Annotated in this window: 11 protein-coding genes, 1 tRNA gene and 4 pseudogenes; 11 read left to right on the top strand and 5 right to left on the bottom strand. The window is 60.7% G+C overall.

Features of this window, described 5'->3' with window-relative positions; translation table 11 throughout:
* The first annotated feature begins 20 nt into the window (after window positions 1-20).
* From fdhE to PQR42_RS25275, 5 genes are all read left to right on the top strand, one after another.
* Window positions 21-1016 carry a formate dehydrogenase accessory protein FdhE gene (gene fdhE / locus PQR42_RS25295; RefSeq protein WP_408387667.1) on the top strand — a complete coding sequence of 332 codons (996 nt, stop codon included), beginning with the start codon at window positions 21-23 and terminating at the stop codon, window positions 1014-1016.
* Between the two features lie 35 nt (window positions 1017-1051).
* Window positions 1052-2482, top strand: coding sequence for an L-seryl-tRNA(Sec) selenium transferase (selA, locus tag PQR42_RS25290; protein WP_408387669.1), 1431 nt, complete (start codon window positions 1052-1054; stop codon window positions 2480-2482).
* On the top strand, window positions 2479-4392 hold the full coding sequence (gene selB, locus PQR42_RS25285; protein ID WP_408387671.1) for a selenocysteine-specific translation elongation factor: 1914 nt from the start codon (window positions 2479-2481) through the stop codon (window positions 4390-4392). Before selA ends, selB begins: the two co-directional genes overlap by 4 nt.
* A gap of 30 nt (window positions 4393-4422) precedes the next feature.
* Window positions 4423-4518 (top strand) — tRNA-Sec (locus tag PQR42_RS25280).
* A gap of 164 nt (window positions 4519-4682) precedes the next feature.
* Window positions 4683-5936 carry a tyrosine-type recombinase/integrase gene (locus PQR42_RS25275; protein ID WP_408387673.1) on the top strand — a complete coding sequence of 418 codons (1254 nt, stop codon included), beginning with the start codon at window positions 4683-4685 and terminating at the stop codon, window positions 5934-5936.
* A 471-nt stretch (window positions 5937-6407) separates the two neighbouring features.
* On the opposite strand, the pseudogene PQR42_RS25270 reads toward PQR42_RS25275, so the two are convergent.
* Window positions 6408-6674: pseudogene (locus PQR42_RS25270) on the bottom strand (IS21 family transposase); the annotation flags it as partial.
* Between the two features lie 333 nt (window positions 6675-7007).
* Between PQR42_RS25270 and PQR42_RS25265 the strand changes: the two are divergent.
* The 4 genes and pseudogenes from PQR42_RS25265 to PQR42_RS25250 all read left to right on the top strand — a co-directional run bounded on the left by PQR42_RS25265 (window position 7008) and on the right by PQR42_RS25250 (window position 10067).
* Window positions 7008-8071 (top strand): annotated as a pseudogene (locus tag PQR42_RS25265) (glycosyltransferase family 4 protein).
* A gap of 320 nt (window positions 8072-8391) precedes the next feature.
* A complete protein-coding gene (locus PQR42_RS25260; protein WP_408387675.1) occupies window positions 8392-8979 on the top strand; it encodes a BPSL1445 family SYLF domain-containing lipoprotein in 588 nt (195 codons plus the stop codon).
* A 61-nt stretch (window positions 8980-9040) separates the two neighbouring features.
* Window positions 9041-9187 carry a DUF3096 domain-containing protein gene (locus PQR42_RS25255; RefSeq protein ID WP_115102851.1) on the top strand — a complete coding sequence of 49 codons (147 nt, stop codon included), beginning with the start codon at window positions 9041-9043 and terminating at the stop codon, window positions 9185-9187.
* A gap of 106 nt (window positions 9188-9293) precedes the next feature.
* Window positions 9294-10067: a PRC-barrel domain-containing protein gene (locus PQR42_RS25250; protein ID WP_408210700.1), complete on the top strand. Its 774-nt coding sequence runs from the start codon at window positions 9294-9296 to the stop codon at window positions 10065-10067.
* Between the two features lie 152 nt (window positions 10068-10219).
* Here the strand turns inward: PQR42_RS25250 and PQR42_RS25245 are convergent, their stop codons facing one another.
* From PQR42_RS25245 to PQR42_RS25235, 3 genes and pseudogenes are all read right to left on the bottom strand, one after another.
* The gene (locus PQR42_RS25245) at window positions 10220-10396 is read right to left on the bottom strand and encodes a CsbD family protein (RefSeq protein ID WP_408387677.1); all 177 of its coding nucleotides are present in this window, start codon (window positions 10394-10396) and stop codon (window positions 10220-10222) included.
* A 121-nt stretch (window positions 10397-10517) separates the two neighbouring features.
* On the bottom strand, window positions 10518-10673 hold the full coding sequence (locus PQR42_RS25240) for a DUF3309 family protein (protein WP_149676769.1): 156 nt from the start codon (window positions 10671-10673) through the stop codon (window positions 10518-10520).
* Between the two features lie 377 nt (window positions 10674-11050).
* A pseudogene (locus tag PQR42_RS25235) lies at window positions 11051-11413 on the bottom strand (Crp/Fnr family transcriptional regulator); the annotation flags it as partial.
* Between the two features lie 22 nt (window positions 11414-11435).
* Between PQR42_RS25235 and PQR42_RS25230 the strand changes: the two are divergent.
* Window positions 11436-12095 (top strand): IS6 family transposase, encoded by a 660-nt coding sequence (locus PQR42_RS25230; protein ID WP_408387878.1) that lies wholly within the window; start codon window positions 11436-11438, stop codon window positions 12093-12095.
* A gap of 477 nt (window positions 12096-12572) precedes the next feature.
* Window positions 12573-13187: a dioxygenase family protein gene (locus PQR42_RS25225; RefSeq protein ID WP_408493906.1), complete on the top strand. Its 615-nt coding sequence runs from the start codon at window positions 12573-12575 to the stop codon at window positions 13185-13187.
* 205 nt (window positions 13188-13392) lie between these two features.
* Here PQR42_RS25225 and PQR42_RS25220 read toward each other — a convergent pair.
* A pseudogene (locus PQR42_RS25220) lies at window positions 13393-14839 on the bottom strand (IS1182 family transposase).
* Window positions 14840-14847 lie beyond the last annotated feature (8 nt).

The raw sequence follows: 14847 nt of genomic DNA, 5'->3' as shown, positions 1-14847 counted from the left end.
AGTTTTCAGAGGTCGATACTGTGGTTCAACGTATTCTCGAAGCCGGCGATATCGAATCGCTCGATCATTCGGCGATTCCGCGCATTCGCATGCCGGAACGGCTCGCGGTGTTTTCCGCGCGCGCCGCGCGGCTGCGCCAGCTTGCGGCGCTTAACAACCCGATCGCCGGCTATTTGCGCCTGATGGCCGTGCTCGCCGATGCGCAGCAAGCCGTGATGGCGAGCTTCAAGGCGCAACCGCCCAGCGCCGAGTTGATCGCGAGTGCGCAGCAGCATTCCATGCCGCTGATTCCGGCGCTTTCCGGCGTGCGCGATCCGGCGTGGCGCGACGTGCTGCGCCAGTTGCTCGACAAAGTGGCGGCGGCGGCCCCGCTTACGCCGCCGCTCGAAGCGCTGATCGACCGGCTGCGCACGCTCGACACCAGCGCGCTCGAATTTCAGGCTGACGCAATCTTCGCGCAGCGCTTCGAAGAAGTCGATCCGGCGAGCGCGCCGTTCATCGTGGCCGCGCTGCAAGTGGTGTGGACCGACCTCGCTGCCGATATCGACAAGCGCGAGGTGCCGTACATCGAGACGCTCGGCCTGTGTCCCGTGTGCGGATCGCATCCGGTGGCGAGCATCGTGCGCGTGGGCGGCGCGTATGACAATTACCGCTACCTGCAATGCGGCCTGTGCTCGACCGAGTGGCACATGGTTCGCACGAAGTGCTCGAACTGCGATTCGACCAAGGGCATCGCCTATCACACGGTCGGCTCGCCGGAAGCCGACGAGGCCACGCGTGAAGCGGAATCCAAGAACGCCGCGTTGAAAGCGGAATCGTGCGACGAATGCCATACTTATCGAAAGATCGGCATTCAGTCGAAGGACTACGATTTCGAACCGTTCGCGGACGATCTCGCCAGTCTCACGCTGGATCTGTTGATGGGGGCGGAAGGTTACCGGCGGGCGTCGCCGCATCCGTGGCTGTGGCCCGAACAGGGCGTCAATGCGGATGACGCTTCCGGCGAGTCTGACTAGCAGCGAGTGGATGTGACTGGAAAAGGGATTGCCTCGTGAGCGATGTAAGCGGCTCTGAATTGCGGGCGCTGATGGCGCGCGTGCCGTCGGTGGAAAAGCTGATGGCGTCGGTCGAGTTCGCGGCGTTGATCGGCGAATACGGGCGCACGCAGGTGTTGAGCGCGGTGCGCGAGGCGCTCGACACCTGGCGCGCCGGCGCGCAGTCGGGCGATGCGTCCGTGAGCGCGCTCGACGTCGCGCAACTGAAGAGTTCAGTCGAAGCCGCGCTGCGCCAGCGCAACGAGTCGCGCTTGCGCAGCGTTTTCAATTTGACCGGCACGGTGTTGCATACCAATCTCGGCCGCGCATTGCTGCCCGACGAAGCGGTGCAGGCCGTGATGAAGGCGCTCACGCAACCCGCCAACCTCGAGTTCGATCTTGGCACCGGCAAGCGCGGCGATCGCGACGATCTGATCGACGATCTCATCTGCGAATTGACCGGCGCCGAAGCGGCCACCGTGGTCAACAACAACGCGGCTGCCGTGCTGCTCACGCTGTCCGCGCTGGCGTCGAAGAAAGAAGTCATCGTGTCCCGCGGCGAGCTGGTTGAAATCGGCGGCGCATTTCGCATTCCCGACATCATGAGCCGCGCGGGCGCGAAACTGCGCGAAGTCGGCACGACGAACCGCACGCATCTAAAGGACTACGACGAAGCCATCGGCCCGCAAACCGCGCTGCTGATGAAGGTCCACGCCAGTAACTATGCGATCAGCGGTTTCACCAAAGAGGTCGGTCTGGATGAGATTGCGCCGCTCGCCCACGCGCGCGGTCTTGCGGTTGCCGTGGATCTCGGCAGCGGCACGCTGGTCGATCTGAGCCAATGGGGTTTGCCGCGCGAACCGACGGTGCGCGAAACCGTCGAGGCCGGCGCCGACCTCGTCACGTTCAGCGGCGACAAGTTGCTCGGTGGTCCACAAGCCGGTTTGATTGTCGGGCGGCGCGATCTGATCGCGAAGATCAAGAAGCATCCGCTCAAGCGTGCGTTGCGCGTCGGCAAACTGACGCTTGCGGCGCTGGAGCCTGTGCTGCAGTTGTATCGCGCGCCGGAGAAACTCTCGGAGCGGCTCACCACGTTGCGTTTGTTGACCCGTCCCGCCGACGACATCCGTCTCGCCGCGGAGCGCGTGCAGCCCGCGTTGCAGCGCACATTCGGCGAACGCTATGCTGTGACGGCGGAGCCGATGTTCAGCCAGATCGGCAGCGGCGCTTTGCCGGTCGACGTGCTGCCGAGTTACGGTCTAGTCGTCAGAATGGCGGACGGTAAACGCGGTGGCCGTCAATTGCTCGCGCTCGAAAAGATGCTGCGCGAGATGGCGCGGCCCGTGATCGGCCGTATCGCGGACGATGCGTTGCGCCTCGATCTGCGCTGTCTCGAAGCCGCCGACGAAGCGCAACTGATCGAGCAACTGAAAGGCGCGCGCGCATGATCGTCGGTACGGCGGGACATATCGACCACGGGAAAACGAGCCTGGTGAAAGCGCTGTCGGGCGTCGATACGGATCGGCTCAAAGAAGAAAAGGCGCGCGGCATTTCGATCGAATTGGGCTACGCGTACGTGCCGCTCGAGAATGGCGACGTGCTCGGCCTGATCGACGTGCCGGGCCACGAGAAGCTCGTGCATACCATGACCGCGGGCGCGAGCGGCATCGATTTCGCCCTGCTCGTGATTGCCGCCGACGACGGCGTGATGCCGCAAACGCGCGAGCATCTGGCGATCGTCGAACTGCTCGGTATTCAGCGTGGCGCCGTCGCGCTGACCAAGGTGGACCGCGTGGACGCGCAGCGTCTGCAGGAAGTGCACGACGAAGTGCGCGCGTTTCTGAGCAGCAGCGTGCTTCAGGACGCGCCCGTGTTCGATACCTGCGCGGTGCGCGCCGACGATCCTGGCGTGGCCGCGTTGAAGGCCCATCTGCACGCGGCAGCCGCGGCGTGGCGTATGAAGCGCGATGACGGTCTGTTTCGTCTCGCAGTGGATCGTGTCTTCACGCTCTCGGGCCAAGGCACGATCGTGACCGGCACCGTGGTGTCGGGCCGCGTGGCGGTCGGCGACACGATGCTGCTCGCGCCGAAGAATCAACCGGTGCGCGTGCGCAGCATTCATGCGCAGAATCGTCCGGCGCAAAGCGGACGCGCCGGCGAGCGCTGCGCATTGAACCTGGCGGGCATCGAGAAGAGCGCGATCGATCGCGGCGACTGGATCGTCGATCCGCGGCTCTCGCAGGCGTCGCAGCGAATCGACGTCATGCTGACCCTGCTCGCCGATGCACCGCTCACGTTGGAGCACTGGGCGCCGCTGCATGTGCATCTGGGCACGCAACACCAGGTCGCGCATGTCGCGTTGCTCGATGGCGACACACTCGGCGCCGGTCAGCGTGCCCGCGTTCAACTCGTGTTCGAGCGGCCGGTTTGCGCGCTGCCGGGCGATCGCTTCGTGGTGCGCAACGCGCAGGCCGATCGCACGATCGGCGGTGGCCATGTGCTCGATCCGTTCGCGCCGTCGCGCAAGCGTCGCTCGGCCGAGCGGCTGGCGTGGCTCGATGCGCTTCAGACGATGCTCGACACCGGCACGCTCGACGCCATCTTCGCGAGAGCACCGCATGGCTTGTCGCGCTCGCTGCTGGAAAGTTTGACAGGCATGCCGGCGGCCGCGCTTGCGTTGCCGCCCAACACGCGTGTCGTGGCACTGCCAGGCGAGGACGCATTGCTAGTCGCCGACACGCTCTGGCTAGCGCTCAATACTCGATTGACGACGACGCTCGCGCAGTACCACGAACGTTCGCCGGACGAGTTGGGCCCGGACGTCTCGCGTTTGCGGCGCATCGCGGCGCCGCTGGTGAACGACGCGCTATGGCGCGCGCTTGTCGACGATGCCGCGACGCGTGGCGAGATCGTCAAACACGGGCCCTGGCTGCATCTGCCGGGCCACACGGTGACGCTCGACGACGCCGATCGCGCGCTCGCGGCGACGTTACTGCCGGCGGTCAAAGCGGGGCATTTCGATCCGCCGTGGGTGCGTGATCTGGCCGGCGCGCACGGCGTATCCGAGGAGCGTGTGCGTCAATTGATGCGCAAGCTCGCGCGGCAGGGCGAGCTGTTTCAGGTCGTGCGTGATCTTTTTTATCATCCGGAGGTGATTCGGGAACTGGCTTCGATCGCGGCTGCCGAGGCGCAAAAGAATGCCGGTATGGTTGCGGCCGCACCGTTTCGCGACGTTACCGGATTGGGCCGGAAACGCGCGATTCAGCTTTTGGAGTTCTTCGACCGGGTTGGGTATACTCGCTTCCACCGTGGCCTGCATCTGCTGCGCACGGATAGTCGCTGGCTCGATCTGCTCTGATCATCGGCAACGTGTAGTTCAATCACCGTAGGAAGGCATTCGTGTCCGGTGGCGCGGCTGGGCTTCAAACCCAGTTGAGGGTGTCAGACGCTCTCAGGTCGGTTCGACTCCGGCTGCCTTCCGCCAGTCAAGCCTTCCCGGGCATTCCTGCAAGTTCCGAAAACGTACGGTAAGGCGCTGATTTAAAAGCGTTTTATGGGTAACGATGTGCTTGCTGCTTCCACCGCGATCCCGCACAATTTCCCCATGAAGTATGGGTAGGACGATGGGTAAGCGGGTAGGAGGGTGTCATGGCGGGACGACAACTGCACCGGCTCGGCGCACTGCGAATTGCGAAGAAGGTGGCCCCGGGCCACTACGCCGACGGAGGTGGCCTTTACTTGCAGATCGCCGACAGCGGCGCGCGCTCGTGGGTATTCCGGTTCAAACTCAATGGGCGTGTTCGGGAGATGGGTCTCGGTCCGGTTTCGCGCGTCTCGCTTGGCGAGGCGCGGAAACTGGCTACCGGTTACCGTGAGATGGTCAGGGACCAGATCGATCCTATCCTGGCGCGGCGTGAGCAGCAGCGCCGAAAGTTGCTCGATATCTCGGCGGATGCCAACGTGACGTTTCGTGAGGCAGCCGAAGCATACATCCGCGCGCGGGAGCCTGAGTGGCGAAATCGCAAGCATGTCCAGCAATGGGGCAACACGCTGAAGACGTACGCTTATCCGGTGATCGGAGAGGTCCGTGTGCGCAACATCGACACGGCGATGATCATGCACATTCTCCAGCCGATCTGGACGAAAAAGGCAGAGACAGCACGTAGGGTGCGCGGTCGCATCAAGGCTATCCTGGACGCGGAGGCTGTGCTTGGCCACCGCGTCGGCAGCAACCCGGCACGTTACGTTGACCATCTTCAAATCGTGTTGCCGCGATCGAAGAAGCGCTCGCAGGTCAGACATCATCCGGCGCTACCCTGGGAAGAACTGCCGGCGTTCATCCGGGAGTTGGAGCAACGCCCCCGACGTGCCGCACGGTTACTGCACCTGCTCATCCTCACGGCGACCCGCACGAACGAGGTCCGCTATGCGCGGCCGGAGGAATTTGATCTGGATAACCGTGTCTGGTCTATTCCCGGCGACCGTACCAAAAGTGGCCGGCCACTGCGCGTGCCGCTTTGTGAGCAGGCCATCGACATCGTGCGCAGCGCGCTGCCCAAGGCGAAATACGGGTATCTGTTTCCCGGTTGCACGGAAGGGCATCCCTTGTCAAACATGGCGATGCTGATTCTCCTGAAACGCATGTCGCGGCATGGCATCACCGTGCACGGATTCAGGTCGACGTTCCGCGACTGGGTGGCGGAGTGCACGGAATACCCGGATTCGCTAGCGGAAGAAGCCTTGGCTCACGTGATCACTTCGCAGACGGTGGCAGCCTACCGGCGTCGCGACCAGCTTGAACGACGGTGCCTGATGATGGAGGATTGGGGAAGGTATTGCGGCAAAGAGCACAAGAACAATGTGTCAGAGGCGTCGACTGCATCACAGGCGTTCGCTGCATAGTTGCTTTTTGAACGCGCGGAGCATTGCGCGAAATGGTGCAGCAATCGATAAGCTCATTTTTATCTGCATGTCTTGGCTTTGACATCAGACGTTATGGAGGCGATCGATGTCGAATGCGAGGCCCCGACGACGGATCGGCGGCTGTGTGCTTCATTCGAAGTATTGTTCTTTGCATTTCGTCGAAGCCCCATCGCGTGCCGCGAGAGGGTCCCTTTTCGGAAAAGCTGCTATCACATCACGAAGATGCTGGTCGTAGTGACGCTCATCCTCTCAACGTCGCAGCAGACAGACAGCTATTTCGGTGCCTACCAATACATTCTTCGATGTTGGCGCGCTGAGCTGATCTAGCACCTTGCCAAAGCTATGCCATAGGATCCGGGCCGACGCGGGAACGCTTGTTAGTCATACCAAGTTTACTGATATCTCGATCAAGCTTGTCGAGTGGGTGCGGTTTGTACATGGCGCCCAAAGCAATTTGCGCAACAGGGTGATCGCCTTCAGCTTTGGCGCAGCGCGTAGCAATGGGACCACTTCGCTCTCCCAGACACCGGCGAACGGATCAGGGCGCGAGCGCCAATAGCGCCGGGGCTGCTGTGACGGTAGTCCGGCTTCGTGTTCGACACGCCGCGCCGTGCGCTCGCTCATGCCTGACTTCGCCGCAGCGAGCTTCTGTGGATGGTGTTTGCGATGGTTCATGTAGAGGCGGACCTGCTGGTCGGTGATGCGGCTTCCAGACATGGGCTGATCGCCTCTTTTTAGGTTCAGTCAGCCATCCTAAGCCTCGCCGATCCGGCGCCGCCGGCAGTTCGTCGCCTCCGGCGACTACGCCGCCTCCGACTCCTCACTACCGGCCAAGATGAATGTCGCAACACCGGACGTAGTCATTGTCGCCCCCCAGGCGGGTGTTGAACGCTACCGTACAGACGTATGTACTCGCAGGTGAGAGGTTCACCACATGCCACAGACCTGGCGCAGCGCAATACATATCGCGCAGACACCAGCCTTCAAGACTATCGCTGGTCATTCGAGAATAGTTTGAAGCCCCAGCACCTGTTCAAGGGAGAACGGCCAATGCGAATCGCACAGATTGCCCCGTTGCACGAGGCTGTTCCTCCGAAATTATATGGCGGCACCGAGCGTGTGGTGTCTACCTTACCGAGGCGCTCGTCGACCTGGGGCACGACGTGACGCTGTTCGCAAGCGGTGACTCGCGCACGAAGGCGACGCTCGATGCAGCGTGGCCGCGTGCATTGCGCCTCGACCCGTCGACCCGCGACGTGCTCGCCCCGCACATGCTGATGCTCGAACAGGTGCGCCGTGTTGCCCACGAATTCGACGTGTTGCACTTCCACCTCGACTATCTGCCGTTCTCGCTGTTTTCGCGGCTCGACACGCCGTTCGTGACGACACTGCACGGCCGCCTCGACCTGCCGGAACTGCAAGCCGTGTTCAATACGTTCCCGAAGGCGCCGGTCGTGTCGATCTCCGATTCGCAACGTTTGCCGCTACCGCAGGCAAACTGGCTCGACACCATTCATCACGGTCTACCCGAAGAGCTGCTAACGCCGCAAACGCAGAATGAGCCGCCATATCTCGCTTTCCTCGGTCGTATGTGTCAGGAGAAACGCCCCGATCTCGCCATCGAGATCGCGGCACAAAGCGGTCTGCCCTTGAAGATCGCCGCCAAGGTGGACAGAGCTGACCAGGAATACTTCAGGACCGCGATTGAGCCGCTGCTGTCGCAGGCGCACGTTCAATTCCTCGGCGAAATCAACGAGCAGCAGAAGCCCGGGTTCCTCTCAGGTGCAAAGGCGCTGCTGTTTCCGATCGACTGGTCCGAGCCGTTCGGCCTGGTCATGATTGAGGCGATGGCGTGCGGGACCCCAGTGATTGCATTCAATCGCGGCTCGGTACCGGAGGTGATCGATCACGGTGTCACCGGCTATATCTGCGAAGACGTACAGGGTGCCGTCGGTGCACTGCAACGTCTCGATGACCTGTCACGTACAGAGATCCGAGCTCAGTTCGAACGTCGCTTCAGCGCCAGGACGATGGCGCGGAATTACGTCGACAGCTATACGTCCCTCCTTCAGGCATCAAGGCGCCCGGTGTTGCGACGTGCCGCCGCGGGTTGATCGGCGCCTGGACAGCCTTCCAGGACGAAGCGATGACGCCGGAATCAAGTTTCCACATGAAAAGCTGGACCTGCTCAGAAAAGCGCAATGGATCAGGCTATTGGGTATCTGGATCAAGCCGGCAGACATACTGACTGGTCTGCTGGTAAAACCAACCGCTGCGCCGATGCGCCAGAACGACTGGAAAGTGATGCGCGGGTTGCGAGTCAGATCCGGCTTGTCCATCGAGACCTGTTTAGCGTTTTTGTACGCTGTCGTACCGCGTCCGCAGCCACTTTGGCGTAGCGTCAAAAGTATTCCGAAACCACCTAGAAACGATGATGCTGCGACGAACATTCATATGGAGTACGCCGGGATCGATCCTGGCTGTTGGCCTCGCGGTCTCCGGCTGCACGACGACCGGAACATCCGACGCCAGTAGCCACCAGGCCGACAAGCGTCACACCATCGACGCGGGCGTCGACTCGACCCTCGCACGTCTGTACACGACCGCCAACGGCTCACGTGAACTGGTCGGCAAGGCGCGTGGTGTACTCGTGTTCCCGTCGGTCATCGCCGCTGGCTTCTGGGTCGGCGGCCAGTATGGTGAAGGCTCGCTGCGAGTCGGTGTCAGCACGGTCGGGTACTACAGCACTACGACCGGTTCGATCGGGCCTCAGATCGGCGCGCAATCGAAAGCCATCATTTTCCTGTTCATGACCGAGGATGCTCTCGCCCGATTCCGTAACAGCGAAGGCTGGTCGGCAGGCGGCGACGCGTCAGTGGCGGTACTGAAAGTCGGCGCGAACGGCAACATTGATACCACCACCGCGACGGCGCCGGTCGAAGCGTTCGTGCTCACGAACAGCGGGTTAATGGCCGGTGTGACGCTTGAAGGCACGAAGGTCACCAGGCTTAAGTCACTATAACGAGCGACACAGGCGGGACAGGTTTGTGTCTACTTATCGGCTTCAATCTTACGGAGGGGGCATGCACATTCTCACGAACGCGGGCCCGCTGGTTTCGCTGATTGCCGGCATTCTGATTCTCGTGGTGCCTCGCCTGTTGAATTACATCGTTGCGATCTACCTGATCGTCATCGGACTGCTCGGTCTGTTCGGGGGACATCTCCACTGAACCGAAACCGCCCATCAGGAAGCACGTTGTGAGCATTGGTCTCTTCTAACGGTGGTTTCAGGACATCGGGGCATCGATCGCCGGATGCAGAGAAGGAGTATCGAACATGTTGCGAAGCATAAAGAGTCTTCATGGATGCACCGTCGCGGCGCGTGACGGCGATATCGGCAGCGTCGGTGATATTTATTTCGACGACGAAGCCTGGGGATTGCGCTACCTCGTGGTCGACACGGGAAGCTGGATGCGTGAGCGGCAGGTACTGATTTCGCCGTATTCGGTCAAACATATGGACCGGGAATCCGGCACCGTCCACGTGCATCTTACGCGGCAACAGGTACTGGACAGTCCGAACATCGACACGAATAAGCCGGTATCGCGTCAGCATGAAACCGAGTACCTCCTTTACTACGGCTATCCGACGTACTGGGGTGGTTTAAACCTGTGGGGGATGGGCTCCTCCCCGGCATTCGACATAAAGGACGTGCCGCCAGATCCAGCATCGGAGGCGCTCCCGCGCCCCGACCCGGACGCACATCAGGCGCCCGTGGATGTCCATCTGCACAGCACAAATGCCGTGGAGGGCTATCACATCGAGGTGGCCGATGGCAGCATAGGCCACGTCTCCGGTTTCATCTTCGACGATGTTGCATGGGCCATTCGTTATCTGACCGTCGATACGCGAAACTGGTGGCCCGGTGGCAAGGAGGTGCTGGTGGCAACGCGATGGATCGACCTGATCGACTGGGTTGGCTCGATCGTTTCTACCCGACTCAGTCGCGATGCAATCAGGAACAGTCCTGAGTACGACGACTCCGTTCCGCTCAGCCGCGATTACGAAAAGAGACTCCATGAGTTTCATGGCAGGGACGGATACTGGTGAAGTGAAGATAGCGCGGGGCAGCGCGGTGTGTTCGCGTGCCGTGGACGTAGCCGCACGGGAGCACGTTGCCCCGCAACGTAACGCTTGAGCCCCGGACCTATCCGCGATTTCGTGGGCGAGGCATATCATGAGCCCCTGTCTGCGCGGACACCCTACGACCGCTTCCTGAAGTGCGCTTTCGCGTCGCCGTACGAGGCTTGTGTCTTGCCGACGACCTGTTCGATCCTGCCTTTCACCCTGGTCGTTGCATTTCCAGTGGCTTTGCCGACCACTTCCATCAGCATTCCTTTTGCCTCCTTGACGCGGCCTTTCACCTGATCCCTGTTCATAACATTGCTCCTTGAAATTGTCGGATGCCCGGGCCTCACGACACGTGGCCGGCCGCGCGTTTTCAGATGAAACGCCCCGCAACGACGGTCGCGAAGAATCCTTCGGACAAAAATTTCGCGCCTATATCCTGCCCAGAACGAGTAGCACTAGCACGACGATCAGCACCACGCCTAGCAGACCGCTAGGCATATAGCCCCACGAACGGCTGTGCGGCCAGGTCGGTATCGCACCGATCAATATGAGTACCAGCAAGACTATCAATATTGTTCCCAACATGGAACTTCTCCCTTCCGACTCCGTGTTTTGACGAGACCGGTCGCCGCGCTCTCGCTAGTTGCCCGGAATCTTCATGGTTTTCGCGAGGTATCTCAGCAACGTTCAATTTGATGCTGGCGGGCATCCGCGACACTCCTGAAAGATCTCTACAGTAGAGTGAGCGTGACCTTGATTTGCCACCCAGTCGGTACGGTGGTGGACGCCTGGATCTCTTTGTTTGTAGTGGCCGCCCCGCGTTCACGAGGACCGCGTGCCGACGCACAGCCAAGGGGTGCCCTCGTTGCTGGACTGGACGTTCAATTGTGCTTTGGCCGGTCGGGAAATGGTTCGGTGCGAGCCATTGGACAATCCGTCCTCATGAACGGAAGATTTGCCTCTTATATCGCCTTCAGATCAGGCAGCAACCGGTCGAACTCCCGTCTCACCACGCCATAGCATTCACACACGCGTTGTTCCAGCCCCGGTCGATCCAGGACCTCGATGTGGCCATGACTGTAGCGAATCAGCCACGCGTCCTGCAGTTTCAGCGCCGCCTCCGTCACACCGGATCTCCGCACGCCAAGCATGTTGGCGATGAGCTCCTGCGTCATCGTCAGCTCGTTCGACGGCAGGCGGCCCATGCTGAGCAGCAGCCAGCGGCACAGTTGCTGGTCGATCGAATGATGCCGGTTGCAAACGGCGGTCTGGGCCATCTGCGTGATCAGTGCCTGCGTATAGCGCAGCAACAGCCGCTGCACCGCGCGGCATTTTGATCGCGAGGTCATCATCCTTTGTGTTCGCTGGTACCTGCGCTACAAACTCAGCCTCCGGGACCTCGTGGAAATGATAGCTGAGCGGGGACTGTCGCTGGCGCACACAACCATCTTGCGTTGGGTAAGACGCTACTCACCTGAGTTTGTCAGACGTTGGAACCGGTTTGGCACGGCCACCGGTCAGTCATGGCGTGTTGATGAGACGTATATCAATTTGCGGGGCAAATGGGTCTATCTGTACCGCGCGGTGGATCGGGCCGGCCAGACGGTGGACTCTCTGCTGCGCGCCAAGCGCGACGTGAAAGCAGCCAAAGCCTTCTTCAAGAAGGCGATCAAACATCAAGGCCAGTCGCCGCAAACCATCACGCTTGATGGTTCCGCGGCTTCGCATCGTGCGGTGCGCGAGATGAAGGCCGACGGTGAATTGCCCAAAGGCACGATGGTATGCTCCTCGAAGTACCTGAACAATTTGATCGAGCAGGATCACCGCAACGTTAAGTCCCGCACCAACGTCATGCTTGGGTTCAAGCAATTCAGCAATGCCGCAATCACGATAGCCGGAATTGAGTTGATGCATCGCATTCGCAAGGGCCAATTTGGCCTCGCCGGACTGCATCTCAAAGAAGCTACTGCGCCTGCGGTCTGGAACGCGGTCCTCTCGGATCGATAAGGTATCCTACCAACCTGAATTATATCGACTCATCGAAATATTTGCACAGAGCAAAAATTGCCGCCCGTGCCAGGGTGGCAGACCTGCTTACAAGGCGCCGAGGCTGATCATTTCATTCTCGTCGTGACCACAATCGTCCGCCTAGCCGGCGGTTCGCTTTAGCGCGAACTCCGGTCCGTCGATCTTTTAGGTGGGGCGGCGGTAGTGGGTCGATAGTGCCTGGTCGAATTGCTCGGAAGCGGCCATTGTGGAGCGGCCGTGACGACCATGGCATGAACGGCATGCGAAGGCCGCCGACGACCAGTCATTCGCCAGTTTTGTCTCTTACGGCTCACCCAACCTGAAGTTTCGGCTTACCATGGTTGGCATAGGATGCTGGCTCCGGTTAGCCGCAACGGCGCCAGCACGGACGCTCGTCGGCTCGGCAGCGTGCGCGGCGCAGCGTGCCGATCGAGCGGGAAGCAAGGAGCGACCACGATGCGGACACGAAGTGTGAGCCAGGGACGGCGCGATTTTCTTCGCAGGTCGGGTGCCGGGCCGTCCACGTTGCTGCTGTTGGCCCTCGGAAAAGCAAACTATGGCCGGGCCGACGAAGTTTCAGCTACACCCGCCTGCACCGACGCACAAGAACCGACCCGGCAGCAAACGGCAGGTCCGTTCTTCCTGCCGCATTCGCCGCAACGGGGATCGCTGCTCGAACCGGGCATCAATGGAACGAAGATCGTCCTGACCGGACGGGTGTGGTCGACACGATGCAGGGCGGTGTCCGGGGCTTTGCTCGATTTCTGGCACGCCAATGACGCGGGCAAGTACGACGTCGAGGGGTTCCGGCTGCGTGGCCATCAATTCGCCGACAGCGAGGGACGCTACCGCCTTGAGACCATCGTGCCGGGGCTATATCCGGGACGCACACGACACTTCCATGTGACGGTGCAGCCGCCCAACGGGCCAATCCTCACCACCCAACTATACTTTTCTGGCGAGCGACGCAACGCTCGCGATTCCCTCTTCGATGGCCGGCTGCTGATGACGATTCACGACGACGGCGAGCAAAAGGCTGGCCGGTTCGATTTCGTGCTCGCGTTCACGTAGCGCAAGTCGTCGTGAAGCCGCGACTTGTTGAGAGTCGAGGTTGACTCCGTAGCGACGATACGGATCGCGTGCAGTAGTCGGCCGAGCCCGTGTGGAAACTGTTTTCTTTTCCCTAAAGCTCAGCTCGCCAGCCGGACCAATCAAGTTTGACGATTACGGCCCGCGCTAACGTAACGTTTCGAGCGTAAAAAAGGCCCTTGGGACCCTAGGTTTCAGCCATCCTCATTGCCTTTATTGTCCCGGCAACCCCAAGTATGTTCATGACGCGCTTGAGGTTGTACGCCAATACCTGAAGACTCATTTCGGTGCTCACCCGTCCGAGCGTCCGGGTCAGGAAGTGTGTGGCACCCATCCAGTGCTTGAGCGTATCGAATACATGCTCAACGGTACTTCTTCGGATGGTCATTGCGTCGAGCTTCCGGTCAAGCCGACGCTGCATGGCTTCCAGGATCTGTTCGTGCTCCCATCGTCGGATGCGGCGATAGTCGCTGGGAGAACATCGCTCCTTGAGATGGCAACGCGGGCAGGCGCTGGGCCAGTACACCCGCAGATTCATGTCATGCTCGACGGTCTTGAATCGAAGAATTGCGCGCTCGCCGGCGGGGCATCGATACTCGTCGTTCCTTGCGACGTAGAGGAAGTCGCGCTTGGTAAAGAGCCCTTTCTTCCTTGATGCCGAGGTCAGTGGTTTCGGCACATACGCCTTGATCCCGGCCAGTTCGCACACGCGGATATCCGGACCGCTGAAGTAGCCCCGGTCTGCCAGCACCTTCAGCTTTGGCTTGCCCATCGCGTTCTTCGCCAACAAAGCCATCCTGCTAAGTTGCCCGTGATCGCTTCCGATATTCGTCACCTCGTGTTCGACGATCAGATGATGCTTCGTATCCACGGCGACCTGAACGTTGTAGCCGACTGCTCCTGTTCTTTTTCCACCACTGGCCATGGAACGGGAATCCGGGTCGGTAAGCGACAACTGTCTGTCCGGTTCTTTCTTCAACCGCTCCTTGATCTGTTCGAGCTCGCGCATCCGCTGGCGTAACAGCGCAATCTTCTCGTACAGGCGCACGGTCTTCACATCGAAACCTGTCGGACTGGTCCGGTCTGCCGTTTCAATCATGTCGAGATATCGCTGAACGCTTTCCTCAATCTGCTGCTGACGCTTGTCGATCTTGCCTGCCGTGTAGTTCCTGTCGCGGCTGTTCACAGCCTTGAATTTGCTGCCGTCGATGCCCACCATGTCGCTGGATAGTAGCTTCAGTCCACGACACAGTTCGACGAAACGGACGACATACGTGGCGGATGGCCGGGCCGTTGTCGCGGCGAAAGTCGGCGATCGTCTTGAAGTCTGGCGCCAGACGTCCCGTCAGCCACATCAGCTCGACGTTGCGTTGACATTCACGCTCGAGACGCCTGCTAGACGGCACCCGGTTCAGATACCCATAAACGTAGATCTTGAGCATCACGCCTGGGTGGTAGGACGGGCGGCCCGTGACTGCGGGCGTGCTACCGTTGAAACCAAGTTCCGCAAGGTCCAGTTCGTCGACGAAAGCATCGATGACCCTGACCGGATTGTCCTGTCCGATGTAGTCATCGACGCATTCGGGAAGTAGTGCGACCTGCTTGCGGTCATCGCCTTCAACGAATCGCTTCATGAGTCACC

Origin of the sequence: Paraburkholderia sediminicola, from assembly GCF_046027355.1 — a bacterium.
Taxonomy (GTDB): domain Bacteria; phylum Pseudomonadota; class Gammaproteobacteria; order Burkholderiales; family Burkholderiaceae; genus Paraburkholderia; species Paraburkholderia sediminicola_B.
This window is presented reverse-complemented; position numbering and strand designations above follow the sequence as displayed.

What these genes read in the sequence shown, in the direction of transcription:
- selB (WP_408387671.1), top strand. Translation starts at nt 2,479, where the DNA reads ATGATCGTCGGTACGGCGGGACATATCGACCACGGGAAAACGAGCCTG.
- PQR42_RS25275 (WP_408387673.1), top strand. Translation starts at nt 4,683, where the DNA reads ATGGCGGGACGACAACTGCACCGGCTCGGCGCACTGCGAATTGCGAAG.
- PQR42_RS25260 (WP_408387675.1), top strand. Translation starts at nt 8,392, where the DNA reads ATGCTGCGACGAACATTCATATGGAGTACGCCGGGATCGATCCTGGCT.
- PQR42_RS25255 (WP_115102851.1), top strand. Translation starts at nt 9,041, where the DNA reads ATGCACATTCTCACGAACGCGGGCCCGCTGGTTTCGCTGATTGCCGGC.
- PQR42_RS25250 (WP_408210700.1), top strand. Translation starts at nt 9,294, where the DNA reads ATGTTGCGAAGCATAAAGAGTCTTCATGGATGCACCGTCGCGGCGCGT.
- PQR42_RS25245 (WP_408387677.1), bottom strand. Translation starts at nt 10,396, where the DNA reads ATGAACAGGGATCAGGTGAAAGGCCGCGTCAAGGAGGCAAAAGGAATG.
- PQR42_RS25240 (WP_149676769.1), bottom strand. Translation starts at nt 10,673, where the DNA reads ATGTTGGGAACAATATTGATAGTCTTGCTGGTACTCATATTGATCGGT.
- PQR42_RS25225 (WP_408493906.1), top strand. Translation starts at nt 12,573, where the DNA reads ATGCGGACACGAAGTGTGAGCCAGGGACGGCGCGATTTTCTTCGCAGG.